A 25,453-nucleotide genomic window follows, 5' to 3' on the forward strand; every position below is an offset into this window, starting at 1 on the left:
AAGATGCTCTGCTCATAAACAATATCCTACTCCGACAATAATCCCTAATAAAGCACCAACTACTACTTCATACGGCGTATGCCCGACAAGCTCATTTAACTTCTTATATTCTGTTTGTCTACCGTGAAAAAACTCATTCAATATTTTCGCCTGTTTACTTACTGCCAGCCTTACTCCTGAAGCGTCATACATAACTATAATGGCAAAAATAGCAGCAATTGCAAATAAAGTACTTTCCACACCTTCCACAACGCCAACACCTGTCGCCAGTGCTGTAACAGTTGAAGCATGAGAACTTGGCATCCCACCTGAAGCGAAAAACTTTGCAAAATCAAATTCACCCGTTTTGAATAATTTAAAGACTACTTTCGTTAATTGTGCTAAAAACCATGAAATTACAGCGGCCATAAGTGGATCGTTATGTAAAATTGTTTCCACGTTCTCAGCTCCCTACTAGCTATAATGGAAATCCTATAGTATCAGTATAAAGAAAAATGCGTAGAAAATACTACGCATTACGATACTTTTGCTGATTTATTTTTTATAAATTTCGGTTGTTTCTGCACTAAGAACTTTGTTTTCGCTACCGAGAATACAACTAATGCAACCCATATACAGAAAAATGCAATCATATGAGTAGATGTGAAATGTTCACCAAATACGAATACACCTAAAATTAAACTAATTGTTGGCGCAATATATTGTAAAAAACCTACCATATAAAGTGGAATAAGTTGGGCTCCTTTTGCAAAATAAAAAAGTGGCAATGCTGTAACAATGCCCGCTCCTATTAATAGTAATGTCGATAACATTGAGATAGAGCCAAATGAGCCGAAACCATGTACTCCTGTCATTACTAGATAAATAATCGCAAACGGTGTCACTAACATCGTTTCCATCGTAAGTCCAATTGTCGCATCATAGTTTAACAATTTTTTTGTTAATCCATATAATCCAAATGAAAGGGCAAGTGATAAAGAAACCCATGGAATAGCCCCGAAACGTACTGTTAAAATGATAACTCCTACTCCAGCTAAACCAACTGCAACGTATTGCCAAAAGTTTAACTTTTCCTTTAAAACGACTGTACCAAGTAAAATACTAATAAGCGGATTAATATAATAGCCAAGACTTGCTTCAATGACATGATTATGATTAACGGCCCATATGTAGACAAACCAGTTTCCGCTAATCAAGACTGAAGCTATTGTTAATGACATTAATAATTTAGGTCGTTTAAAAAGATTCATGAACTCTCCAATAAACTGACGAAATCTCTTCGTAACACCTAATATGATTAACATAAACACGAACGCCCAAACGATGCGGTGTGCTAATATTTCATCTGCTGGGACTTCCTCAACCCATTTCCAATAGATTGGTAGTATTCCCCACATCGTATACGCACCAGCCGCATATATAATCCCTTTTTTTTGCTCTGCTGATTGACTCCCCATCTTCCTTTTTCTCCTCTTCTCATTTTTTCTCCATTATACGTTCCCACGTGCTCACTTTACCAATAATCAATCTGCATTTCTTTCGACATTTCTCATACAACGAATAATAAACATACCGTTATTACAACAAGTAACGGTATGCCGAAAACAAATTTCTTTTTATGAGTTTTATGATGAAACATATACATACCAATCCAAGCTCCAACTGCTCCCCCAGCTGCTGCTGATAAAAACAACGTACTTTCTGGCGTTCTCCACTGTTTCTTCTTCGCTTTTCGTTTATCAAGCCCCATAAGGCTAAAAGCTATAACGTTAATAATAATAAAATAAATCCATTTCATCGCTTTCTCTCCCTATGAAAAATTCGCTTAATGGTAACATGAAAAAATGATGGAAACAACTGAAGAACGCTTTTTATTGATTAGTTACCTTCATATTTACATAGCCAATTAAACAGAAAGATGTTATGGGCAAGATCTTATATTTCATTCCCTTCACCCACTACCATAGCATCGAAAAAACTTCTCTCAATCTCTTTTTCATCAAAATGAAGAACTACGATTAGCCCCACATATAAAGAAACGAAATTTAGAAACCATTCCTCATTATCATCTTTCTTAGCTAAACATTTAAATATCTCTTGAAATTGCATACGCTCGTCTACAGCAATAATCGGTCGCACGCCAAAATATTTCAATACAAGATGTAGGTTTAGCTGCACGGATAATGATAAAATATACTTTAATAGCTCCGTATAATGAGCAACATTTTTTTCACTATATAACTTCACAAGCTCTTGATGTAAAGTAGAAATCGATAATTCTTCTTTAGTCACTTTTGTTGCTTCTATCATTTCAATCATCTTTTTCATATCCATTACATTTACCCCTCCTGTTGCAAAACAAAAGCCAAAGTGTATTTATTTTATAATCAGCAATAATTGAGTATTTCTCGCCTCTCTTTCTTCTTCACTTACTAAGTCATACTTTTTTAAAAGGTGAAATACATCATTTAACATTTCTTGTGAGTGATTACCTTGCAAAAATTTTTTTAACCCTTTAAAAATATCTTCAGATAAAAAAATCTTTTGACTTTCAAGTTTATTCATTACATCTTCAATAGAATGATCGATATTACACGCCATAAAAAATTCCTCCTCTATCCTTTATAAATAATATCTTCTGCTAACGATGTAAACACTTCTCCAACAAGAGAATCTTCATCATATACAGATGAACCGCTATTTTCTTCACGTTTTGCAAAAGGTACTTGTGCGATTACTTCTGTTTGCAATTGTTCTGCTAACATTTCGCCTCCGCCTTTTCCAAACAGATAATTTTTCGATCCATCTTGTTCTTCATAATAAGCCATGTTTTCCACAATACCTAAAATCTCGTGTTTCGTATGTTTTGCCATTACGCCTACTCTAGATGCTACGAATGAAGCTACATTATGTGGTGTTGTAATAATAATTTCTTTCGCCTGCGGAATCATTGCTGCAACATCAATAGCAACATCTCCTGTACCAGGTGGTAAATCAAGAAGTAAATAATCTAATTCTCCCCAGTGCGTATTCGCAAGGAAATTTTGAATCCATTTATTTAACATCGGTCCGCGCCACATAACCGGATTATTTCCTTCTGTAAAAAATCCCATCGACATGATTTTAACACCGTGACTAATAACTGGAATTGCTGTTTGATCAATCATCGTTGGTTTTTGATTCGTTTCCATCATAGCTGGAATGCTAAAACCATATATATCTGCATCTAATATCCCCACTTTTTTGCCCATACGAGCTAAAGCTGTTGCAAGATTAATTGTTACAGTTGATTTTCCGACTCCACCTTTTCCGCTCGTTACAGTAATAAATCGTACTCCTGAATCAGGACGAAGCATGCTCGGCATACCAGTTTCTGTTCTACTATTTTTCTTTAACTTTTCTGTTAGCGCAGCTCGTTCTTCTTGTGTCATAGAACCAAACGTCAAATCTACTTTAGATGCACCTATTGCATGCAGAGACTCTTCCACATCTTGTTGAATTTTTGCTTTTAACGGACAACCTTGAATCGTTAGCACTACTTCAAGTTTAACCTCTGTTCCATTCATTTGTATATTTCTAACCATGTTTAACTCTACAATACTTTTGTGTAATTCTGGATCCTCTACATGTTTTAACGCATTCATTATTTGTTCTTGAGTAATCATAAAACTCATCCCTTCTCGTATTCTAATTTATCCGACTTTAACTAATAATCAGTGGGGGATGAAGAACCCCCCCACTGATTAAAGTTTCACTTTATATACAACATCTTCTTGTCGTTGCGAGAAACACTTATTATCCACCACTAACAGGCGGGATAAATGCGACGATATCTCCAGCTTGTATCATCTCGTCATTCGTTACAAACTCTTCATTAACAGCCACCATCACTTTATCAAGCGATTGTAAACTATAGTTTGCTTTGAGCCATTCTTTTAATTGCTGCACTGTCATTTCTTCTTTTTCTGAAATTACGAATCGATCTAATCCGACTTCCTCACGCAAATTTGCAAACAGTAAAATTGTAATCATTTTCTCATTCTTCCTTCTTCGGTTTTCCTGCTGGATATGGTGTATTTTCAAGTTGATCGCCAATCCACATCGTCCCATCTTCCCAAAATTCTTTTTTCCATATTGGGACGATTCGCTTTATACGTTCAATTGCGTATTCATTCGCTTCATAAGCTACTTTGCGCTGCGGTGATGAAACTGCAATGACTACCGCAATATCCATTATTTCTAGCCGGCCTACTCGGTGAGTAATTGCTACTTTTGCATCCGGCCATCTTTCACTAATTTCTTCACCAATTCTCATAAGTTGCTTTACTGCCATCGGTTTATATGCTTCATACTCTAAATGTAGCGTTCGTTTTCCTTTTGTTAATTCTCTCACTGTACCAATAAAAGTTGTAATCGCACCTGCCTCTCTTCTTGCAACTTTATTCGTTACTTCTTCAACTACAATCGGTATATCAACAATCTCAAATAGCACTTGTCCCATTGGAACCACCTCTCACTTTGCGAAATGTCCAAGGCCATTCACTACCTTCGTTATCTTCCAATAAAAGAACATCCACAAACATATCTTTTTTATATCCTCTTGTCCCACCTGGTAATACGATAAAAACATTCGATTCTGCTAATGAAGAGACCGAGCTAGATTTATCAAATCCTGAAGGACAAGCAATTAACTGACCTTCGTTATATGTCAGTTTCGCTCGTACAAATCTTGTAAATGGATTTGGCTTTAGAAAGTCTTCTCCTAATAACGCTTTTTCTCTCTTTACATGTGCTTTTTCACTAAACATATACGTCCGAATACAAGGTCTTACAAATAATTCAAACCCTACGTAACAAGCAGATGGATTTCCTGATAAACCAAATAATAACTTGCCATTTAATTGTGCTACAGTCGTAACACTTCCTGGCCTCATTGCAACTTTATTGAAAAGAACAGATGCACCTAACTCTTCATATATAGCTGGTAAATAATCGTAATCCCCTACTGATACACCGCCTGTTGTAATGAGCATATCTACTTGGCCAAGCGCTTCTTTTACAGCTTTGAAACATGTATGAAAATCATCGCTAAACTTCCCAAAATATTTTACTCTTCCGCCCGCTCTTCGAATTTGAGACAATATCATATACGTATTACTGTTTCGGATTTTCCCTGGCTGTAATGAATCGTTTACGTCCAGTAATTCACTTCCAGTCGCTAATAGTCCAATTACAGGCTTTCTAGCCACCGGTACCTCGCTATACCCAAACGTAGCAAGAAGAGCTGAAATACCTGGATGAATGTATGACCCTTTCTTTGCAAGAACCGTGCCTCTACGAGCATCTTCACCTTGAAAAGAAATATTGTCGCCCGTTTTGAATGATCGCTTCACTTCCATATATTTGTTGCCATCCTCCTCATATTGACGAGTTAGCTCTAACATAACAACCGCATCACACCCATTCGGAATTTGCGCTCCTGTCATAATTCGAACTGCTTGAAATGGACCTACTTTCTCATCGAATAGCGATCCTGCACCGATTTCACCCACTACTTCAAATACAATTGGAGTTTCATAACTTGCTAAATCCGTATCTTTTGCTCTAATAGCAAACCCGTCATACGGTGAACGATTAAATGACGGCACATCATGGTCAGCTACTAAATCCTCTGCTAATATACGTCCATAAGCTAATTCAATAGGTAGTAGCTCCTTTAAGCCGTTATGAGCAAATCCCATCACTTTACGAACAGCCTCTTCAACTGTGATTGGTACTCTTCTTTCCATTGTTGACAACCCTTTCTATTAGCCAAATACGCGATAATATAGTTGTTTCGCTTTCGAAATATCATTTGTGCCATGAATAAAAACACGACCATCCTGAAAAACAACGATGCGGTACTCATCTAATTGGCAAGATAGTAAATACGGATTCCGATTTACTTCCCCCACTTTTTTTAATACTTTTTCTATATCATCAAAATTGTATTTTCTATTGTCTACTGATCTAATTTGAACTGTATTTCTTCCGCATAAAGCAGCTACCTTCGTTTGGTTTTCATATGATAAATAAGGATAAGTTCGATTCAAACCACATGAGAGACAAGCATCTGTTTTTATTTTCCCTAGTTTTATAAAATGGTTTTGATTACTCCATATATCAAACATGAAAAATGTTTTTCTAATTGCTGCAAAATCTTCTACTAAAATTTTGAGTGCTTCCGCCACTTGATATGCTGCGACGATTTGTACAGTCGGGCTAATAATTCCAGCTGTATCACACGTCACACCTGTAACTGGAACGTTCTTCAGCACACAATGTAAACACGGTGTCTCTTGTGGAATAATTGTACAACTCATACCGTACGAGCCAACGCAAGAACCATATACCCACGGGATATTATGTTTTTGTGATAAGTCATTTATTATAAATCGGATATCGAAATTATCTGTTGCATCAATGATTACATCGACATTTTCTAATAGCTCTTCCAAGTTTTCTACACATGCATCCATTACGAAAGCATGTATTTGTACTTCCGCATTAAGTTTTTCTAGCCGATTTTTAGCAGCGATTGCTTTTGGCAATTTCTCTCTTGCATCTTGTTCAGAGTACAATTGTTGCCTTTGTAAATTACTCCATTCAACGTAATCGCGATCTATAATCGTCAACTTGCCAATACCTGCACGTACGAAACTTTCGGCACTTGCACTTCCTAATGCGCCTACTCCTACAATTAACACATGTTTATTTCGAATTTTTTCTTGCCCTCTACTCCCAATTGGTTTAAACAAATGTTGTCGTGAATACCGCTCAGCCATTACATACCCTTCCTCTCACGAACTCTATTTCATATTAGAATGTTGTTTTTGATAACAAGCAAAGTACGCAAATCCAACAAAACCAGCTCCGCCAATTACATTTCCGATAAAGACAGGAACAAAATTTTTAGCAAGATCCATCCATGTCAAATGACCTGCAAAAATAACTGCTGAGATGACAAACATATTTGCTACCACTTGCTGAAATCCAATCACTACAAATGCCATAATTGGAATCCAAATTCCGATTATTTTTCCGACAAAATCACTCGTCCCATAAGCGAGCCAAAGCGCCAAACAAACGAGCCAATTACACCCAATTGCTAAAATTAAAGTTCTCCCAAATGATTCATGTAACTTTCCTTCTGCTATCGCTACCGTTTTATTTAAATAATCTCCCTCTGTTAATCCGCCAAGATGACCGAAACAATACGCTACGAAAATAGCTCCTACAAAATTCATGAAAGTAATCCAAATCCAGTTATTTAGCACACTAACCAATGTAATTTTCTTTGCATATAGCGCCATAGATAGTGACATCATATTTCCGGTAATTAATTCTCCTCCTGCTAATACGACGAGCATGAGTCCAACAGGAAAAACCGCTCCTCCTAAAACATTCACTAAACTCCCCCAGCGCTCAGGCAAATTACCTAAAACGCGAATGTTAAGTAAAAAACCTAGCGAAATAAACGCTCCTCCTAAAAAACCGAGAATAAGCATTGCTGGCAAGGTCTGACTTACTTTTTGAACACCGGCCTCAATTACAAGCTCAGCAATTTGTTCCGGTTTATGAAATGCCATTACTAATTCCTCCATTTTCTCCAAATAAAAAAGCAGCTTCAAAAAACCTCCTCAAAATAAAGGTTTTTGAATGCTGCTTAATTTCTCTGCACATCTTTTACAGAGAGATCAATCATCACTTTTACTATAAAATAGAAAATCTACAAACGTTGCACATCTTCCATTTTGTATATACTGCATCATAGTGTCACTTATATATATCAACCACCAATATGTGACATTTCAATTTTAGGTGCTCTTTTTTTACTTGTATGACTTAAGCGTTCATCTGAATAACGATCTTCTCGGTTGTTCCATATATCGCTTACGATATCTTTTATTTCTTCATCATTGTATTCAGATCGAAGCAATTCTCTCAAATCATTTCCTTTAGAAGCGAACAAACAAGTGTATAACTTTCCTTCTGCAGAAATACGGGCTCTCGTACATGAGGAGCAGAAGGAATCTGTTACTGATGAAATAATACCTATTTCTTCATCACTTCCAATATAACGATAGCGAGTCGCAACCTCTCCTGCATAATTCGCTTCTATTCGTTCTAATGGCATAACTTGATGAATCGTATCTACTATTTCTTGTTTAGAGACAACCTCTTTTAAATCCCAACCGTTATAATTTCCAACGTCCATATACTCAATAAAACGAAGAATATGTTTATTTTCCTTAAAGTATTGCGCCATCTGCAAGATATCCTGTTCGTTTTTCCCCTTTTGAACGACCATGTTTATTTTAATTTTCATACCGACTTCAGCTGCAGCTTGTATTCCTTCCAGAACCCTTTGTACTTTGCTTCTATTACCATTCAAATAGAAAAACCGCTCTTCTTCTAAGGAATCTAAACTAACTGTCACACGTGATAAACCCGCCTTATATAAATCAGGAGCAAACTTTTTAAGTAACGATCCATTAGTTGTTAAACCGATATCCTCCACACCATTTATTTTATTCAGGCGCTCGATAAGCTGCGGAAGACCTCTTCGAAGTAACGGTTCTCCGCCTGTAATCCGTAATTTTCTAACACCTAAAGAAACGAAAATACGCGTTATCCTTTCAATTTCATCAAAAGATAAAATTTTATCATTAGACAAAAACGAGTAATCCGGACCAAATATTTCTTCTGGCATACAATATCGACAGCGAAAATTACAGCGATCAGTAACTGAAATACGTAAATCCTTTAACGGACGTTGTAGTTTGTCTAATGTGACAGATTTCATATTTATTGCCTCGCTTTTACTTATTTTATATTTAAAACACGCTCCGGATGCGTATATACATTTAAGGATTCATTCCGAATAAACCCTATCGTAGTAATACCTAATTCTTCAGCTAGCTGTAAAGCCAACTCAGTTGGAGCTGATTTTGACAGTATAATTTCACAACCAATTTTTGCAACCTTCAATAGTATTTCCGAAGAAATACGACCACTAAAAACAATGATTTTATCTCTTATAGAAATATTATTTTTTAAGCAATAACCGTAAATTTTATCTAACGCATTATGTCTACCGATATCCATTCGGCTTAAAATAATACCATTCACATTGCACAAAGATGCATTATGAACGCCGCCTGTATGATGAAATGTCTCTGCAGATTGCTGCATTTCTTTCATTAATCGAAAACAGTCTTCTGCAGCAACCTGTACATGAACGCCATTCATTTTCTTTGCGCTTAATGCATCATTTGCAAAAACAAACCCTTGTCTACTCATGCCACAGCATGAAGTAATATAGCGTTTATTTTGCATTTGTTCGTAATAAGGATTTACTTTTGTCGTCGTGACATGTACAAATCCTTCTTTCTCTTGTACCCATATGTCATCAATATCTTCATACTTCCGAATAATTCCTTCAGATGCTAGGAAGCCTATTACCATATCTTCTATATATTCTGGAGTACTAACCATTGTAACAAACTCCTGTCCGTTCATTTTAATCGTGACTGGAAACTCTGTTACAATGCTGTCCTCTATATGCTTAAACGCCCCTTGTTCATAACGAAAGATTTCTCTTTCTACCTGTATCGGTTTCACGATCAGTATCCTTCTCTCACGTTATATTTTTATCAAAAACAAATACCGAAACTGCAATATCTTCTTCTACTTTCATATCTGAAAACAAATTCACTAATTTCGCTCCAACAAGTTCCTCCAAATGTTCACGGGAATTCGCAGCATACACTTCTTGAATCATTTTCGTTCTAGCCATATGAACCATTTCCGCACCGTCCATCGTACTTGAAATGAATTTCTCAGTAGGTGTTAAGTTTCCGTAAAGAGTCGCAATCGCCATATTTTCAGCAAAAACAGTATGAATTCGTTCTGGCCCTTTTCCGAAAAGTTCCTTTCGAAGTTTTCGAATCATATCATTAAATTCATGTACTTTTTTTGACATACCATTATACCTCCCAAAAGCCTCATTTTACTTTATTATATATTTTACCAAAATGAGCCTTCCGCCCAAACTATTTCGTACAAACATTTGGGCGAAAGGATTCACCTCGTGAAGGTTACTCGTCTTTTAACCCTTTACCCATACCTTTTAAGAAATGAAGCCCAAATCCGATAGCACGGTTAATGTCTGGATCTTTCAATACTTTCATAAGATCGAATACCCCTACTTTTTTATTACTCTCTAGATGTTCATTACCTTCTTCTAGCCCTACTAATAAGCTACCTATAAGCTTTTTCGTAAGTTCCGGATCAAGTTCTGTTAGAGCACCTGCAGCCCCCATCATATTATTAATTAAATTTGTAACCGGCTCACGAGTCACTTGGCCAAGAACAATCTTTGCGATTGGTTCTTTCGCCTTTAGCATAGAATTTGCAGCTTCTAACATGCCAATATCATTCAATTCCCCTACAATGTTAAACATTTGATTTAGAGCGTCTTCATTATTAGCTAGAAGCTCTTTTAAATCATCTAATTTTTTCTGTTTTATTTCTTCCTCAGTTAATTCTTGTTTTTGAATCATTTTTATAGGTGCAGCCATATTTTTCTCCTCCTACTTATCCGTTAAATGCACATACCCTGGACGTGCCCACTTACGATGTACCTCAATACCAGCTTGAGGGTGACGTTTTTTATTACGCGGATTCGCTTTTGGCATCGGATTTTCACCCTCAACTTCCAGCACTTCCATACGCACTTTCGTCTGTTTATAAGCAGGTGTGTTCGTACGCGTATCAACGGCAGGACCTGTTAAGAAATTAATTGCTGTTTCATTATCTGTAGAGTTCATCGGTAAATATAACTCATTCGCTTTTACACGATCTGTTACAAGTGCACGTAATTTTAACGCTCCAAACGGAGAGACAAGACGGACTAATGAACCAGTTTTTACTCCACGTTCTTTTGCAAGTGCTGGAGAAACTTCGACGAAAACGCCAGGCACTTTCGTTTGAATACCTGTTGATTTATTTGTCATATTCCCTTCATGGAAGTGCTCAAGCATACGACCATTGTTAATATGAAGGTCGAACTCAGCTGGGAATTCAGCTGGGCGCACCCAGTCAGCAATCGCAAAACGAGCTTTTTTATCCGGGAAGTTAAATCCATCTTGGAAAAGTAATGGTGTATTCGTGCCGTCAAAACTTCCCCAATGGAAACTATTCCATCCTTCCAGTACTTCATAGTTTGCTTGTGAGAATAGTGGTGATAAACTTGCCATTTCAGCAAAGATTTCACTTGGATGGCTATAATTCCAGTTTGCACCTAATTTATTCGCAACTTCCTGCACGATCCACCAGTCTGGCTTCGCATCTCCAAGCGTAGGAAGAACTTGATATAGTCTTTGAACACGACGCTCTGTATTTGTGAAAGTACCTTCTTTTTCAAGAGATGGCGCTGCTGGTAATACAACATCTGCATATTGAGCCGTTTTAGATAAGAAAACATCTTGCACAACGAAGAAATCAAGGCTTGATAATACTTCATGTACATGATTTGCATTAGAGTCTACAAGAGCCATGTCTTCTCCAACAAGATACATAGCTTTCATTTTCCCTTCGTCAATCGCGTGAAGCATTTCAATATTATTCAGACCTGGTTCACTATTAATTTTCACTCCGTAAGCCATTTCAAATTTCGCACGTTCCATATCGTTCGTAACGTGCTGATATCCAGGAAGCCATCCTGGTAAAGTACCCATATCACAAGCACCTTGTACGTTATTATGACCTCGAAGCGGATATGCACCAGCGCCTGGACGACGATAATTACCTGTTGCAAGTAGTAAGTTTGAAATCGCAGCGGAAGTATCAGATCCACCTGTATTTTGCGTTACCCCCATTCCCCAAAGGATACATGTACCATCTGCATCACGAATCATTTCAGCCATTTGAATCAGTGTTTCTTTTGAAATACCAGTCATTTCTTCTGCATATTCAAGTGTATATGCTGTAAGGCTCTCTTTGAAATCTTCAAAGAAATTTACATTCTCATCAATAAATCGTTGATCATGCCAGCCTTGATCAATCATATATTTTGTAACAGCCATTAACCATACTTGATCTGTTCCTTGTTTTGGACTAATAAAGACATCTGAACGCTCTGCCATTTCTGTTTTACGAAGATCAGCCACAATTAATTTTTGTCCGTGTAATTTATGTGCACGTTTAATACGTGTAGCTAAAACAGGATGACCTTCTGTCGGATTACAACCTACAATAATAACAAGACCAGATTGTGCAATATCTTTAATCGTTCCAGCATCTCCGCCCATACCAATTGTACGGAATAATCCGTCTGTCGCTGGTGATTGACAATAACGTGAGCAGTTATCAATATTATTCGTTTCAAATACTTGTCGAGCTAATTTTTGAATCACATAATTGTCTTCATTCGTAATTTTAGATGAAGATATAAAACCGATAGCATCTTTTCCGTACTCTTCTTTAATCGCTCCTAATTTACTTGCAACTACATTCAATGCTTCTTCCCATGTAGATTCAATAAACGTTCCATTTTTACGAATTAAAGGTTTCGTAATTCGTTCTTTAGAATTTACGAAGTCCCAACCGAATTTTCCTTTTACACAGGTAGAAATTGCGTTAACTGGCGCATCAGAAGAAGGTTGTACTTTAAGAATTTTACGTCCTTTCGTCCACACTTCAAATGAACACCCTACACCACAAAATGTACATACTGTTTTCGTTTTCTTCGTACGAGTATCACGCATGGCCGCTTCCACTTCTGATACCGCAAAAATACCGCTATATCCAGGCTCAACTTCTTTAATTAAATCTACCATTGGTTCAAGAATATCTGGTTTTAATCCCGTCATAAATCCAGCTTCACCGAGCATCGTTTTTTCCATTAAAGCGTTACAAGGGCAAATCGTTACACATTGACCACAGCTCACGCATGAAGAATCATTAATATTTACTCCTTCATCCCAAATCACTCGTGGTCGCTCCGCTTCCCAGTCTATCGATAACGTTTCATTTACTTGTAAGTTTTGACACACCTCAACGCATTGACCACATGCAATACATTGATTCGGGTCATAGCGATAAAACGGATGCGTCATATCAACTTCACTTACATCTACTTTCGGTTCATAAGGATATTTTTGATGTTCGATTTCCATTAATTCTGCTGTATTATGCAGTTTACAGTTCCCATTGTTGTTGTCACATACTGTACAGTATAATAAATGATTTTCTAATAACCGATCCATCGCCTCTGTTTGTGCTTCTTTCGCACGAGTAGAGTTACGTTCAATGTTCATACCTTCTGTCGCTACTGTCGAACAAGAGCGCATTAACTTTCCGTCAACTTCTACAATACAAGTGTCACATGTTTGAATAGGATCTACTTCTGGCACGTAACAAATTTGCGGATGTTCAATCCCGTTCTCGTTCATAACACCCAATATCGTTGAACCGGGCTCCGCTGTATACTTTTTTCCGTCAATTGTAATATGAACCATGTTGTTATTCATGGTCTTTCCCCCTTTTTGAGAATAAAAAAACTCCACCACGAAAATATACGCACCACATTTCGGCACGTTATTATCATGGTGGAGTAGTTTATTAGCACATCTTGCTAAAATACCAATCCATTTATTCATAAATAAAACGATAGATTCATAACAGGTCATATCACGATTCCATCTTTAACACTATAATTATAGCGTTAAAGTTAAAAATATACAATATAAAATTTAAACTACGCATATGTGAGCTTGGAACTATCCATAATAACCCATATAAAGTGAAACTTTAATCAGCCCTCACCAATCGGGATAAAACATAACAAGGAGTAAGCAAACAAATGGGGTCTTTTAATAAATGGATTCGTGGTGAAAAATCTTTTTCTACCCAAGAGCAAGCTGATCATACATTAAATAAACTTATCTCTTCTTCCCTTTCCCTTAATTTAAAGCATTTGTCCAAACTGTTTAGCGGTATTCCAGAATTAATAACACGCACTTTTCCATTAAAAAACGGACAGGAAGCTGCACTTATATATATGGAAGGACTTGTAGACAAAACTGTTATTAACGTAAACATCCTTCGTCCTCTCTTATTTAAAGAGTGGAATGAAGACGATTTTTGGGAAGCCTCTGTTTCTATCGGAAATATTAAAAAAGTTCAACAGTGGACAGACATTGAACAATCTCTTTTGCACGGCAAAAGTATTTTATTTATAAACGGGCAACTATCCGCTTTAGAGCTTGATACGCAAGCGGCACCAAAAAGGAGCATTGAAGAACCTACAACAGAAAGCGCCATAAAAAGCTCACACGAAGGATTTAATGAAGTAGCAAGCGACAGCCTTGCACTTATTCGTCGATATATTCCAAATCGCGAATTGAAAGTAAAGGAATTCACTGTTGGTGAACGAGCTACTTCAAAAGTTTTTTTGCTGTACTTAGCAGACATTGCAAACGAAGATGTTGTACAAGAGATGGCCTGCCGCATCGAATCAATCAAAGTAGATGCCATTCTTACTACCGGAGAATTAGAAGGATTTGTTGAAGATAATTCCTATACTCTCTTTCCGCAATTATCAATAACTGAACGCCCTGACACAACAGCACATCATATTCTGGATGGGCGAATTGCTGTTGTTGTAGATCGTTCACCAGGCGTATTAATAGGACCAATGACTTTTTCAGCTTTTTTTCAGACGATAGATGATTACAGCTTCAGACCAATGATTCCATCTTTTATACGATTACTTCGTTTCACTGGATTATTTATTGCAATTTTTGCTCCTGCTCTTTATATTGCTATGATTTCCTTTCATTATGAAGTGATTCCCCTTAAATTATTGTTAACGATTGGAGAATCTCGAGCTAAAATTCCTTTTCCTCCTATATTAGAAGCACTTTTGATGGAATTAGTACTTGAAATGCTCCGCGAAGCTGCAGTTCGGCTTTCTGGACCCGTTGGACAAACCATTGGTGTCGTAGGAGGAATTGTTATTGGACAAGCTGCAGTTCAAGCAGGAATAGTAAGTAATGTTATGGTTATCGTCGTATCTATTACTGCAGTCGCTTCTTTCATCATCCCTAACCTAGAAATGTCTGCAGGAATTCGCCTTCTTCGATTCCCAATGATGATAATTGCCTCTTTATTTGGTGTCATTGGCATTATGGTTGGGATGGCAATCATTATTATTCATATACTTTCCATGGAATCTCTCGGTGTTCCTTATGGTAGTCCGTTTTCTCCGTTATTTGCTTCGGATTTAAAAGATATTCTTATACGTTTACCATGGAAAATAATGAAGAAACGCCCATTATCCCTTAACTTAAAACAAGAGAATCGACAAAGCGATATAGAAGGAACGGAGGAAGAGAAGTGACAAAGCGTGCAAAGAGGGAGATTAGTTTATTTCAATACATTTTAACGATTAGTGGTGTTCAAGTAGGATTCGGTGTCCTTACACTTCCTCGTGAAGTTGCACAAGGGGCAAATACAGATGGATGGATTTCTATTATTATTGGATGCGCTATCACTACTTTAGTCAGTCTATGTATTGTGAAAATCATGGAAAAACACCCTGGGTATACTTTACTCGATGTGCTAACTCGTTATCTTGGGAAGTGGCTAGGAAGAGCAGGAATGATTTTTTGGATTTTATATGCTGTCCTTGCAGCTATTTCCTTAATTTTTTCCCTCTTATACGTTATTCACATTTGGATTTTACCTAGAACTCCAATGTTTTTAATTATGATTTTACTATCTATTCCCATGCTTATGCTCGCATGTAAAGGCGTTCTTATTATAAGTCGCTATGCTGTTTTCACTGTGTTTTTCACACTGTGGATGCCTTTGCTATTGTTTATCCCTCTTAAAGATGGGCATTGGATATACCTTCTCCCTCTCCTCAAAGAGGGCTGGATACCAGTTTTAAACACCGTAAAATCAACTATTATTGCATTTCTTGGATTTGAGTTTGCATTTATCCTTTATCCTTATTTGAATAACAAATCCTCTGCAAAAAAAGGGATTGTTATCGCAAATTTAATTACACTATTTCTCTATCTTCAAGTCACGTTCGTTTCTTTCGTTTATTTTAGTCCAGATGGTATAACAAAGTTTTTATGGCCCACCCTTTCTCTTGTTACACCATTTCACTTTTCATTTCTTGAACGGTTTGAAATTATCTTTTTATCTTTTTATCTCTTCATTATTTTTGATTCTTGCATTCCTTACATATTTACTGCTTCAGATGGAATCAATCAATTACTTAACAAAAAAGGGAGTTCCTTACCTATTTGGTTTTTATTATTCGGGTGTATTGTTGTCTTATTCTTTTATATCCCTTCCTCTTACCAAATAAGTGCTTTGCGAGACTTTTGGGGAACTGCCAGTTATTTTATCGTTTTTCTATTTCCAGTCGTATTTCTCTTATACATGACACTTTATCAGCATTGGAAAAGGAGAAGAGTTTAAATGAGGCGCTTTATTCATTTCACTATACTTTACTTTCTCATAACCTTTTTAACAGGCTGTGGAGATCGACTCGACTTAGAAAAACAATCGATTTCATTAATTTACGGCTTTGACGCAAAAGCAAAAGGAAAATTAATTGTGTACCACGTAAATCCTATTTTTAATGAAGACGTAGAAAAAAAGTACGAAACACATGAAGCGAAAGTACGTACACCTCGAGAAGCAAAAGCAACGTTTAATAGTTCAAGTGGCGGTTTAGTATCTACAGAAAAGTTACAGCTCATTTTATTTAGCACAAATTTTTTAAAACAAGAAGGGGCTATGCCTTACCTTGATGTTTGGTATCGTGATCCTAAAAACACTGGAAACATGCGTATGGTTGCAGTAGACGGTCCAATTTCTTCAGTTATATATAATAACTTTAAAGACAAGCCTGCCCTTCCCGAGTATTTAACAGATTTAATTAATACGAACAAACTGTACAATCGGACCGTTTTTACAACATTCCATGAATTTCACAGGCAAACGTTTAATAAAGGTATAACACCTGCTATTTCAGAAATAAAAAAAGGTAAAAAAGATGTTATCGTTACCGGTTCCGCGCTATTAACTTCTCGCGGAATTTATAAAATGTCATTAAATCGTTATGAAAGCGCCCTTCTTCTTTTGTTACAAAAGAAAGCGAATACACCGGTTTCGCTTACATTGAAAATCCCTTCTACTTCAGTTGAAAGTAATAGTGATTTAAAAGATACCGATGGCGGCGATTTCGTAACAATAAATGTTCTTAGCATGAATCGTGATATCCATACAGACTATAGCGATAACCGCTTCAAATTTAATGTTAAAATGAATTTAAAAATCGCTGTATCTGAACTTACATTCAATATGGATATAGACAAAGATAGAAAGAAATTAACTTCTCTTATTACAAAACAACTAAACAAAGATTTGAACGATTTAATCCACAACATTCAAAAACAGCAGCTTGATCCATTCGGATTTGGTGATTATGCGAGAGCGTTTCAATATGAAGAATGGAAAAAAGTTGAAGACGATTGGCCGAGTGCCTTTTCAAAAGCTAACGTAAAAGTAGCACCTACTATTAAAATTTTAGAAAATGGGATTATTAAATAGCAAAAACACGCTACTCGTTCTTATACGTTTAAAGAACAAGTAGCGTGTTATCATTTTTATTTTGAAGCTTCTTATACAGTTACACTTCTGTTTCTGGTTCTTCGTTTTCCACTTCTTCCAATCTTTGCTGCTCTGCAAGCTCAGCTGAAATCATTCCATAATAAATTTCTGGATACAATCCAAATATTTGATATACACTTCCTAAAAACGGCATCGGGATCCCTCTTTTCTAAAGTTGTATTGCCACTTTTAAGGATTCCCTTTTCATTCATTATACATTCGTTTTTGGCGTTTCTTCTTCATCATGAACGCTTAATAAATTTTGCCACTTTTTATAAGGCGCACTATTTGGATCTACATATCCTTTCGCGTACGAACGATCCCACAATTGTTTAATAAACATCTCTTTCTCTTTCTTGGCAACCATATCAGCACCTGTACCGTAATAGTTTTGGAAATATAACTCAATTTCATCAAGGAACAGCCTTAATAATTCATCAGAAGTTTCTTCTAACGTTGGATCATATTTCGCTTCACGGTCATACATTAAAATCATATCTAAAATATTATGGACATGCTCTTTACGTAGCCATCTAATATCTTGAGCACCTAATACAAATGGATGCGTATATAAATGTCCACCTTGTATCATCGCCTTTTCTTGTTCTTCTTCAAATCTGGACAAAATGTTTTCATAAATAAATGGGTTATGAAGCAATGCTCTGTGTAATTTATAACTTTCACTTGAAATATTTTTACCCATCGACTGAATTAAGAAGCTACGTCCAACACCGTTATATTGATACACGAACTGACCATCAACAGCAACTAAACTTATCCAGCGATACATATACGCGTATAGAAGAGCTCGATTACATTTATCATAATCTAACTTCGTTTGCGTTGCATTTAAGTCTGGCATGAATGCTGGTAAGTGCCAATACTTATCTAAATGCGGTGTTAAACTAGATTTTTTACTATTCAACTTGTTTACACGGCGATAGTACGACTGAAAATAATCACCTTTATCATTCATAAATCCATTTGCAATATGTCCAGACGAAAGCTTAGGAAAGTCTTGTAGTGATAAACCGTAATGTGCACGATAACAAATGACTTCAAATGGCGAGAAAGCTTCATTTACTGTATCTTTTTCTTTAAACATTTCTTGCATTAATTCCTCTTGCAGTTCTTTCTTTAAAGATGGATGTATGCCCCAATATTGTAATTCCCTATGATGAGAAACTTTCGGCACGAATGGACTTGCTAAATGGAACAAGTCTTCAATTTTTTCACGAACATATTCATCACGATCACGATTCTTATAATCCGCTTCTTTTCGTAATGCCTCAACGATATTCAGCTCTAATTTATCGCGATAGCGTATTTGTAATTCGTCATAGCAATAGCTTAGTATGTGCTCACGATAAAAGTCTTCTACCTTTTTCGATTGAATCTCTTCTGTTTTCGCATCCCGGCAATATTCCCCGTATAAGCTCATATAAATTTCTGCTGATATATCTTTCGGTAATACACCTAAATTTAAATGTTGTTGCATATCTTGCCATATCTTTTCTTGTAACTTCTCTTCCGCTAATACGTATACATTCGTTGGGTTTGTTTTCCCTTCAAATTCTTTGCTTCGTTTTTGAATTTCGAACAATAAATTTTCACGTGTTTCATGTAAATTATCAAAAAACCTTTCCCAATATTGAATCATTTTATTAACCGCTTGATATAGCGATTGATAAACGAGTTCTAATAGCATTTCTTTACGGTATTCGTTTAATTTGTGTACGTACTGCGTTACAATATCTTCAAATTCCTTTTTAAATAAACGCTGCTGGTTATTAATCATTTTTCCGAACCAACCTTGTTGTTGCGCAATTTCTACTCGGCGTACAGCTGTTACCGTTCCATCAATGTTACTCACATTAAATTTCTTATCGTAGTTTTGAATTAAATTACGCTTTTGTTCATTATTTTCATGTAGTCGATTCATTTTTTCCACTAACTGCTTTCGAATTTCATACAACATAAAACGAGCTGCTACTGGATGAACTGGATCTGTTTTCTTTAAAAACCATGTATTTAATTGATATGACTGGCCTTCAGAACCACTCGGTGAAAAACGGTCTGATTCAATCATGTCATATAAAAGTGTCGTTACATGTTCATGTACACGGCTCGGAATCGCATACGCATATAAACGAACCGCATGATCGACCCTTGCTACTTCACCTTTCATTTGTTCCATCATTTTCAGTTTCGCAGCCGAAATTTTACACTCATGCTGCAGACGATTTAATTCCTCGTCTTTTTGTACCGTACGCTGTACATAGCTTTCTACAGCTTCTAAAAACAGTTTAGATTTCGCAACACCAACCTTACCGCCTTCTGTTCCTTCACGCGTTTCATTGTACATTTGTCTATAGAAAATATGAGCCTGCTCTGGACGAGTAGCAAGATGTTCTAAATCTTCTAAATAACTTTTCCCGCGCTCTGGCTTTTCACGCTGCATACCACGTTTTACATCTTGGTCATATCTATGCTTTTTCTCTTGAAACAATTGATCTAAATGAAGCCACGATTCATCTAAACCTTGCACGGCCCATTTTAAAGCACAATATTTTAACACATGCTCATACGGATAAATAATCTTTGCCGTTCCTGCTCCGCAATATCGTCCTTTCCCACTTGATTCTGCTAATTGCTGAATTTGATTATCTTCCTGTGCAAAATGATTTGCGGACATCGGACTAAATAACTGTAAATAAATCGTATTTGCCATTTGCTCCATATAATCTGATAAATTGTGCAGATGGTGTCCATGTAAATTTTCGTAATCATATAAGAAACAATAATTGTACGGTAAATGGTGTTGTTTAATTGTATGATTCGTTCTTCCGTCCTCATCTACTTGATCCGGTCGATACTCTAATTCAATCGTAACCCCGCCGCGTTTTGATAATTCTCCAGTAGAGCCAAGCGTAATAGCATGTAATTCTTTTAACGAGGCATAGCCATTTGCTTGCACCGTTTCAAACTCTTTCGCACTAACCGTTCTCGTCTTCACTAACACATCCGGCATTAGAAATGCACCGCGTATTAAAATGTTGTGATGCTGCAGTTTTTTCCGAAGCATTTCACGTAAATATAATGCAATTTGTAGAAACATTCCTGAACCTGTTCCGCCCGCTAGTGATGTTACGATAATGACACGCACTCCATATTCTGTTTGATCGCTCGTAACTGGAAAAATCTTCTCAATTTCTTGCCAAAAGGACGTGAGTTTATCTTCTTTCATCGCAGCACGTAACGCTAAACGGGAAATAACGCGTAACTGTCCTGCCCCTTCTGTCAGTGGTTTATCAAGTATAGTCGGGTCCATCGGAAACCATTCTGGAATCGTTGGATCTCCTGCAATATACTCCCTAGGCGTTTTGCTCGAACTCGTTTGCGTCTTAAACTTTCGAATATGATCAAATTTACTCAATGTATTCACGTCTGTATCAAATACGTGCATTGCTACCTTTTTTCGACGCTCCTCAGGCAGTCTTTCATATATTTGATGTGTCACAGTACTACCGATTCCACCTAAACCAATTAATATCGTTGGAACTTGTAACGTCATGTGAACCACCTTCCTATTCTTGCTTGTTTGAAAAGAGGAGGGAAAGATAACATTCTCCTCTTCTCCCCACCTACTATTCACACTCGTATTTGTAAATCTCCTTACCATATCCTCTATCAATTACTAAAAGTTCATTTGGATATAGTGTCTTATGTTCCATTCCAACCTCATCCTCTGTTATAAACATCCCATCAATAATCATTCCTACTACTTGTGACTCTTTCGCTACAAATATCGATTTTGATCCTTTCTTCGCTATAAACGTAACGGATTGCACAGTCTTTCTTTCTGCCCTAAACGGAATACCAAAATAATGCTTCCACCATTTATTTTTCAGTAATTCTGGCTCAGATTGATATAACCAATCTTTCGCTACCTCTTGATCCCATTCGTAATACAATAGTGCTTTACGGTGAAATCTCGGACGGACAATCCATCCTAAAACGATTATTCCTACTATTAACAGTAATAAAGTGATAGGAATAACAAACTTAAAAATAAGCGCATACTTTTCATAAAACGGTGCATCTTGAATGTGGAGTTTTATGTTTTTCTTTACTTCTTGTAACTTTGAATCCTGCACTACGATGGTAGCTTCTACGGTGCCGGTATCTGTAAAATTGAACGTGTCGGAGTAATGAGGTCGAGGATAAATATAAATTTGATTACCATGTTGTTTTATTTCATAGTTGATGGATTGTTTAGATGTGACACCAGTAGATTTTAATAGTTTTTTTACAGCCTCTTCTGTCATCGGCTTATCATCTAACTGTGGTTGTATAATAAATGGTTTACTACTCTCTAAATTCGTTACTTTTTCTTCATAATCTTTCGTGACAGTTCGAAGAGATAATTCAGGCTTTTTCGTTGTTTCGATTTTAAATTCTTTCGTCTGTCTGTAAAATCCTTTTATGTTCATATGAACTTTCCCGCGTACTAATCCTTTAGTAAGCTTCGTTTCGTAATAAAATACATGTCTTTTATCGTCCCACTTCATCGCATATTGCTTTCCGCCTATTTCTACTTCTGCCTGAAAGTAAGAAGACTGAACTGGCAACTCAGTAGGTTTTGCTTCAATAACAGCTGTCACACCTTCATACATTTCCTCAACATTTTTTCTATCCTTATCCTCTTTGTCATAAGTAGAAACAGTATAATTAAGCGCCGGTTCGACTAGTACTTGTAACCCTTCTTTCTCAATATCTCGATCCACTTCTATCGTATACGTTCCTGGTTTAATAACTTCTTCATTTTCCGTACTGATATGAACTATATTTCCGAACAATTTCGCTTCACCTGGTGCATGTATGGAAAAAGAAGATTGTAATTGTAATGGTTTAGAAATTTGTGTGACCTGATAATTAGACAAAGAAGGCGATTGTCGCACAAGCGTCATACGTTTTAACGGAAATGGTGTTGTAATCTCTACTTTCTTTCCTACCACTTTCGTTTTCACAATCGATTCAACAGAGGAGAACGGATCACGATTTGCAACTAATGCCGCCACTTGATTGACGCTTTTTACAATACCATCCTCTCCACTAGATGGCATCGTAACTCCATTTATCTCTTTTTTCCATATTTCTTTAAACGTATTTAGTTGTGCCTTTTCTTGCTGTCCTAAATCCTCTTCCATCGTAATTAAAATTGGATGTAACGATATCTTTTTTGCATCCATTTCTTTCTTAAACTGTGCTAACTTTTGTGTAATTTGTTCTTTTCCGCCAATCTTATCTTTCTCTAAATCATTAAATGCCCCGTCAGTTAAGACAATAAGCCAAAATTCACGTTTCCCATCTATATCTGCTTCCTTTTTTATAGATTGCATCGCCGTTTCTACTGCGCTAAACGGAGTATTTAAATACGTTTTCCACGCTCCAATTCCCTCAATTTCCGTTTGTCTCTTATCCTTCGTTAACGAAATGTTTAATGGATCATTCGGCTTGCTCATTGGAACGTAAGAAAATTTATCTTTTTCATCTAATAGCGCAACTAAACTTTGCAAAGCATAATTGGCATATTTCCAGCGATCGTTATTTCTCATGCTGCCCGAATCATCATATACAAGTGAAACGACCCTTTCCTTTGCCTCCTCTCCTTTTGCAAAAGTCCAAAAAGGATGTAACCATATAAATAGAAACAACATGAATGTGGCACAAATTCGAATTTTCATGATGAGGCTTCGCCACCTTTGTAGACAAATTCCTATGTTTAAATTTATGAGAGGATACAAGATATATGACTTGTATTTTAGGACAACGAACACAGCATAACTTTATTATGTAAACAGTTATAAAAGCTGAATATGATTCCTTCTAGCGTTTTCTATCCGATACTATAAGTAAAAAAGCCTGTTTAAGCTCTACACTTAAAACAGACTTTTCCTACTTTTTATTTTAAAAACACATAGCAAAAAGTTTGATTTTTGAATTAACACATCACTTCTATTGTAAATCCACCAGGTGCTTCCACGTCAACTACCCCCACTGAGATAAAGCCTTTCAGTAGGGGCTTGAGTTCGAACACTAGGTCTTTTCGTCTATCGCTAGACAGTTTGACGCTCTAGCATTCATGCTACCCTACGGTAACACCCCAAGTATGTTTTTGGTTGGTACTGACAAAGAACGATTGTTTTCCCACTTGCACCACCCTTTCGAAAAAGAGCAGTTCTCCCTTGTGGAAGAAGCCACCACTCAGATGACTCCGGCGTGTGCTACAAGCCCCGACAAGTCGCGTACACATGGATGGTTGACGCACCCACTAAGCTATGCGCGAAGTAACAGCCTTACGTTTTTTCACTTCTAATAGAATCGGCGTTTTCACTTTCAGATTGTCATCCAATTCTACAACTCCTGATTTTTTCAATATATTCAGCGCACCATTAATATCAGCATGGATACATGTTCCTGCTTTACTTTGATACAGACCACGCGTAATTCGTTTGCCACTAAAGCGATACTGCGTCTTATCATCCTTAGACCAAACCGGAACCGGATCTTTATCAAGAAAACTAGCTTTTGAAGTATAGCTTTCTTCTTGTTTAAAAAAGCGAATGCCTTCTTTTACACATTTATTCTCAATCGCTGCAATCAATTTCTGAAATGGGATTTGAACAAACTTTTGATTATTCTTTTTCCCCATATGAGATTTTTGTTTCCAACCAGCGTTATACCCTATAACAATCGTATCTATATCGAATTCTTTCACTTTTTTGAACAATAGGCCCACAGTTTGTGCAATGTAACCGTTTATTTGTCTTTCTCGTTTATGCCAAAGTGCAGCGATTTTATTCGTTACAATACGTTTTGCAATTCCATTGTCCATATTTTTCTGTTGGAGGTTACATATCATTTTGTTGAAGTACTGGTTTATGGATTTTAGTTTTTTTCCATCAATTAAGAAGGCATCACCTGTATTGGTTACGCAACTTACTAATCTGTCTACACCTAAATCGCAACTCAAAGCGTTACTCGTAGTCGTGGGTGGTTTCTTCATTTGAGAAACGTGCATTTCATATGTATAATGCACCTCAAAGAACCGACCTTTTTGCTTCGGTACAATCTCAATGTAGGAGATGTTTTTATTTCTTAAATTTTTTGGCATACGTATTTTAATAGAACCGAATTTTTTTCTAAATGCAACATTCATCGGAATCATCCAATACCCGTTCTCATCCACTTTTGGCACTTGATAGATTTCAATAATTCGTTTGTCAGTGGAACGAGAATAATTCGGAAACTTCGGACGACCTGTGAACTTCTCGGGATTTTTCTTCCACTGTTCCAATGCCTTAAAAAAGCTCTTCCCTTCTGTAAATAAGGCTCTACGAATCGCTTGAACAGAGTTTGATTGAATGCCCGAGTAGTTCATATCATTTTGCATGGCAGTGTCCACTTCTTTGACAGTAGCCATCCTGTTATGATTCAAGTAACTTTGTTTCATCGTGTACAATCCAACATTTCGCAACGCTTTTGAACTATGCGACATACGCTGAAGTAAACGAAATTCTTTTGCAGTCAGACAAGCTCGTCCGATATTCTGTTTCTGCGTGAATCGTTGCATCGTTTCTCTTTTCTTTTGTTTCCGTAATACTTTCACTGCTTTCTTTCTAGCCATTGTTTTCACCACCTTTCTTAGAAGGAG

The 25,453-nt window shown here is 36.7% G+C and carries 23 protein-coding genes; 3 read left to right on the forward strand and 20 right to left on the reverse strand.

All coding sequences use genetic code 11. The features are described from left to right. Positions 1 to 12: 12 nt before the first annotated feature. The 16 genes from ACTFRN_RS00440 to fdhF form a co-directional block, all read right to left on the reverse strand. On the reverse strand, positions 13 to 438 hold the full coding sequence (locus ACTFRN_RS00440) for a divergent PAP2 family protein (protein ID WP_000447815.1): 426 nt from the start codon (positions 436 to 438) through the stop codon (positions 13 to 15). Positions 439 to 515: 77 nt separating this feature from the next. After that, on the reverse strand, positions 516 to 1,457 hold the full coding sequence (rarD, locus tag ACTFRN_RS00445) for an EamA family transporter RarD (protein ID WP_074567563.1): 942 nt from the start codon (positions 1,455 to 1,457) through the stop codon (positions 516 to 518). A gap of 92 nt (positions 1,458 to 1,549) precedes the next feature. Continuing rightward, entirely contained in the window at positions 1,550 to 1,798 is a 249-nt protein-coding gene (locus tag ACTFRN_RS00450; RefSeq protein ID WP_000871327.1) for a DUF1294 domain-containing protein, read from the reverse strand. Positions 1,799 to 1,935: 137 nt separating this feature from the next. Continuing rightward, a complete protein-coding gene (locus ACTFRN_RS00455; protein WP_000367286.1) occupies positions 1,936 to 2,334 on the reverse strand; it encodes a hypothetical protein in 399 nt (132 codons plus the stop codon). Positions 2,335 to 2,376: 42 nt separating this feature from the next. Continuing rightward, the gene (locus ACTFRN_RS00460) at positions 2,377 to 2,601 is read right to left on the reverse strand and encodes a hypothetical protein (protein WP_000752372.1); all 225 of its coding nucleotides are present in this window, start codon (positions 2,599 to 2,601) and stop codon (positions 2,377 to 2,379) included. A gap of 14 nt (positions 2,602 to 2,615) precedes the next feature. Then, on the reverse strand, positions 2,616 to 3,665 hold the full coding sequence (locus tag ACTFRN_RS00465; protein ID WP_074567564.1) for a P-loop NTPase: 1,050 nt from the start codon (positions 3,663 to 3,665) through the stop codon (positions 2,616 to 2,618). 130 nt (positions 3,666 to 3,795) lie between these two features. Continuing rightward, the gene (gene moaD / locus ACTFRN_RS00470) at positions 3,796 to 4,032 is read right to left on the reverse strand and encodes a molybdopterin converting factor subunit 1 (RefSeq protein WP_000628474.1); all 237 of its coding nucleotides are present in this window, start codon (positions 4,030 to 4,032) and stop codon (positions 3,796 to 3,798) included. 4 nt (positions 4,033 to 4,036) lie between these two features. Further along, positions 4,037 to 4,501 carry a molybdopterin synthase catalytic subunit MoaE gene (gene moaE / locus ACTFRN_RS00475; protein ID WP_074567565.1) on the reverse strand — a complete coding sequence of 155 codons (465 nt, stop codon included), beginning with the start codon at positions 4,499 to 4,501 and terminating at the stop codon, positions 4,037 to 4,039. Then, the gene (gene moeA / locus ACTFRN_RS00480) at positions 4,482 to 5,789 is read right to left on the reverse strand and encodes a molybdopterin molybdotransferase MoeA (RefSeq protein WP_088106466.1); all 1,308 of its coding nucleotides are present in this window, start codon (positions 5,787 to 5,789) and stop codon (positions 4,482 to 4,484) included. The genes moaE and moeA overlap by 20 nt, the downstream gene beginning before the upstream one ends. 18 nt (positions 5,790 to 5,807) lie before the next feature. Then, on the reverse strand, positions 5,808 to 6,824 hold the full coding sequence (locus ACTFRN_RS00485; protein WP_000840939.1) for a molybdopterin-synthase adenylyltransferase MoeB: 1,017 nt from the start codon (positions 6,822 to 6,824) through the stop codon (positions 5,808 to 5,810). 24 nt (positions 6,825 to 6,848) lie between these two features. Then, positions 6,849 to 7,628, reverse strand: a complete 780-nt coding sequence (locus tag ACTFRN_RS00490; protein ID WP_000864003.1) for a formate/nitrite transporter family protein — start codon at positions 7,626 to 7,628, stop codon at positions 6,849 to 6,851. A gap of 200 nt (positions 7,629 to 7,828) precedes the next feature. Continuing rightward, positions 7,829 to 8,845 (reverse strand): GTP 3',8-cyclase MoaA, encoded by a 1,017-nt coding sequence (gene moaA, locus ACTFRN_RS00495; protein WP_000844150.1) that lies wholly within the window; start codon positions 8,843 to 8,845, stop codon positions 7,829 to 7,831. 20 nt (positions 8,846 to 8,865) lie between these two features. Further along, positions 8,866 to 9,663 carry a formate dehydrogenase accessory sulfurtransferase FdhD gene (gene fdhD / locus ACTFRN_RS00500; RefSeq protein ID WP_000802679.1) on the reverse strand — a complete coding sequence of 266 codons (798 nt, stop codon included), beginning with the start codon at positions 9,661 to 9,663 and terminating at the stop codon, positions 8,866 to 8,868. Between the two features lie 16 nt (positions 9,664 to 9,679). Then, positions 9,680 to 10,024: a DUF2294 domain-containing protein gene (locus ACTFRN_RS00505; RefSeq protein WP_000039582.1), complete on the reverse strand. Its 345-nt coding sequence runs from the start codon at positions 10,022 to 10,024 to the stop codon at positions 9,680 to 9,682. Between the two features lie 115 nt (positions 10,025 to 10,139). Continuing rightward, positions 10,140 to 10,622, reverse strand: a complete 483-nt coding sequence (locus ACTFRN_RS00510; RefSeq protein ID WP_000729887.1) for a DUF1641 domain-containing protein — start codon at positions 10,620 to 10,622, stop codon at positions 10,140 to 10,142. Between the two features lie 12 nt (positions 10,623 to 10,634). After that, positions 10,635 to 13,574: a formate dehydrogenase subunit alpha gene (gene fdhF, locus ACTFRN_RS00515; RefSeq protein ID WP_001063661.1), complete on the reverse strand. Its 2,940-nt coding sequence runs from the start codon at positions 13,572 to 13,574 to the stop codon at positions 10,635 to 10,637. 332 nt (positions 13,575 to 13,906) lie between these two features. On the opposite strand from fdhF, the gene gerSA reads away from it, so the two are divergent. From gerSA to gerSC, 3 genes are read left to right on the forward strand one after another with little or no spacing between them, the layout of a single operon-like run. Further along, on the forward strand, positions 13,907 to 15,445 hold the full coding sequence (gene gerSA, locus ACTFRN_RS00520; RefSeq protein WP_440038031.1) for a spore germination protein GerSA: 1,539 nt from the start codon (positions 13,907 to 13,909) through the stop codon (positions 15,443 to 15,445). Then, positions 15,442 to 16,539: an endospore germination permease gene (locus ACTFRN_RS00525; RefSeq protein ID WP_000166502.1), complete on the forward strand. Its 1,098-nt coding sequence runs from the start codon at positions 15,442 to 15,444 to the stop codon at positions 16,537 to 16,539. Before gerSA ends, ACTFRN_RS00525 begins: the two co-directional genes overlap by 4 nt. Beyond that, a complete protein-coding gene (gerSC, locus tag ACTFRN_RS00530) occupies positions 16,540 to 17,676 on the forward strand; it encodes a spore germination protein GerSC (RefSeq protein WP_001252219.1) in 1,137 nt (378 codons plus the stop codon). It begins immediately after the preceding gene. Positions 17,677 to 17,755: 79 nt separating this feature from the next. On the opposite strand, the gene ACTFRN_RS00535 is transcribed toward gerSC, so the two are convergent. The 4 genes from ACTFRN_RS00535 to ACTFRN_RS00550 all read right to left on the reverse strand — a co-directional run bounded on the left by ACTFRN_RS00535 (position 17,756) and on the right by ACTFRN_RS00550 (position 25,426). Continuing rightward, a complete protein-coding gene (locus ACTFRN_RS00535) occupies positions 17,756 to 17,890 on the reverse strand; it encodes a hypothetical protein (RefSeq protein ID WP_001116176.1) in 135 nt (44 codons plus the stop codon). Between the two features lie 57 nt (positions 17,891 to 17,947). Further along, entirely contained in the window at positions 17,948 to 21,310 is a 3,363-nt protein-coding gene (locus ACTFRN_RS00540) for a tubulin-like doman-containing protein (protein ID WP_088106465.1), read from the reverse strand. A 73-nt stretch (positions 21,311 to 21,383) separates the two neighbouring features. Then, positions 21,384 to 23,483, reverse strand: a complete 2,100-nt coding sequence (locus ACTFRN_RS00545; protein WP_000702086.1) for a vWA domain-containing protein — start codon at positions 23,481 to 23,483, stop codon at positions 21,384 to 21,386. A 587-nt stretch (positions 23,484 to 24,070) separates the two neighbouring features. Next, on the reverse strand, positions 24,071 to 25,426 hold the full coding sequence (locus tag ACTFRN_RS00550) for an RNA-guided endonuclease TnpB family protein (protein ID WP_000101453.1): 1,356 nt from the start codon (positions 25,424 to 25,426) through the stop codon (positions 24,071 to 24,073). Positions 25,427 to 25,453: the final 27 nt, after the last annotated feature.

Origin of the sequence: Bacillus cereus group sp. MYBK245-2 (assembly GCF_051916145.1) — a bacterium.
GTDB lineage: Bacteria > Bacillota > Bacilli > Bacillales > Bacillaceae_G > Bacillus_A > Bacillus_A pacificus.